Below are 1,003 nucleotides of genomic sequence, written 5' to 3'. Positions count from 1 at the left end.
GTCATGCCAAATGCTCTCTTCTATAGTGGATTAACCGATATGGCTAAACAAAACGCACTCTTAGCCAATATCAGAACATCTGTCTTAGGAAAAGAAGAAGAAAAACAAACCGGTTTCTTCCTCTATACTTACGGAAACACAGGAACCTTATCTTCTGAACGCGGACCTCTCAAATATGGTTATGGTGCTGATATCCGCTATGCTGCTCTACAAGCCGGTGTCACATTCGCAGCATTAGAAGGACAAAATACCACAACACATTTCGGTCTTGTAGGCACCTATGGGCGGCTGTCTTTCACTCCAAAGGATATGGATGATGTAAGTAAGAGCACATTGGATAAATGGTCACTAACAGCTTATGGCAGCGTGCAGCATAACAATGGTTTCTATATGGATACACTGTTATCCTATGGAATTCTAAAAGGAGATATCGGCAATGCTCTCATTGGCAAAACCGCAAAATTGCAAAATGCCAAAATGTTGAGTATCTCCACCACTTTTGGCAAAGAGTTTGCAACCGGAATGGAAAGTTTAACATTTGAGCCGCAAGCACAAATTGCCTATCAACATTTGATGTTTAATACCATTGAAGATGCTGATAATTTTACCGTTGATATGAACAATCCTTCTCAATGGTTGATCCGTGTTGGTGGACGTTTGACAAAAACCATTTCCACTGAAAACAACCGTCCGATGTCTTTCTATGGAAAAGTAAACTTGATCAAAACCTTTGGTGATAATGGTACCATTCATATTGGTAGAAATTTTGACCTTGATCCTATGGGACCTGCAATTGAAGGTGGCGTTGGCATTAACGCGCAACTGTCTCACAATTTCTCCCTTCATGGTGATGTCAGCTATCAACAAAAGCTTCAAAAAACTGGTATAAGTGGTGCAAGCTTTTCAGGAGGAATACGCTATCAGTTTTAAAATAAAACTGTCAAAACAGCGTATTTCTTTTCTATGCATTAACAAAAAAGGCAGCCACAATATGCTGCCTTTT

1 protein-coding gene is annotated in these 1,003 nt (G+C 39.9%); it reads left to right on the top strand.

Annotation, left to right across the window (positions count from 1 at the left end; all coding sequences use genetic code 11):
• The coding region (locus ACFIK0_RS09200) for an autotransporter domain-containing protein (RefSeq protein ID WP_375663884.1) at nt 1-930 on the top strand (930 nt) is incomplete at its 5' end.
• Nucleotides 931-1,003: the final 73 nt, after the last annotated feature.

It is taken from the genome of Bartonella sp. CL63NXGY (assembly GCF_042194905.1).
Taxonomy (GTDB): Bacteria; Pseudomonadota; Alphaproteobacteria; order Rhizobiales; family Rhizobiaceae; genus Bartonella.
This window is presented reverse-complemented; position numbering and strand designations above follow the sequence as displayed.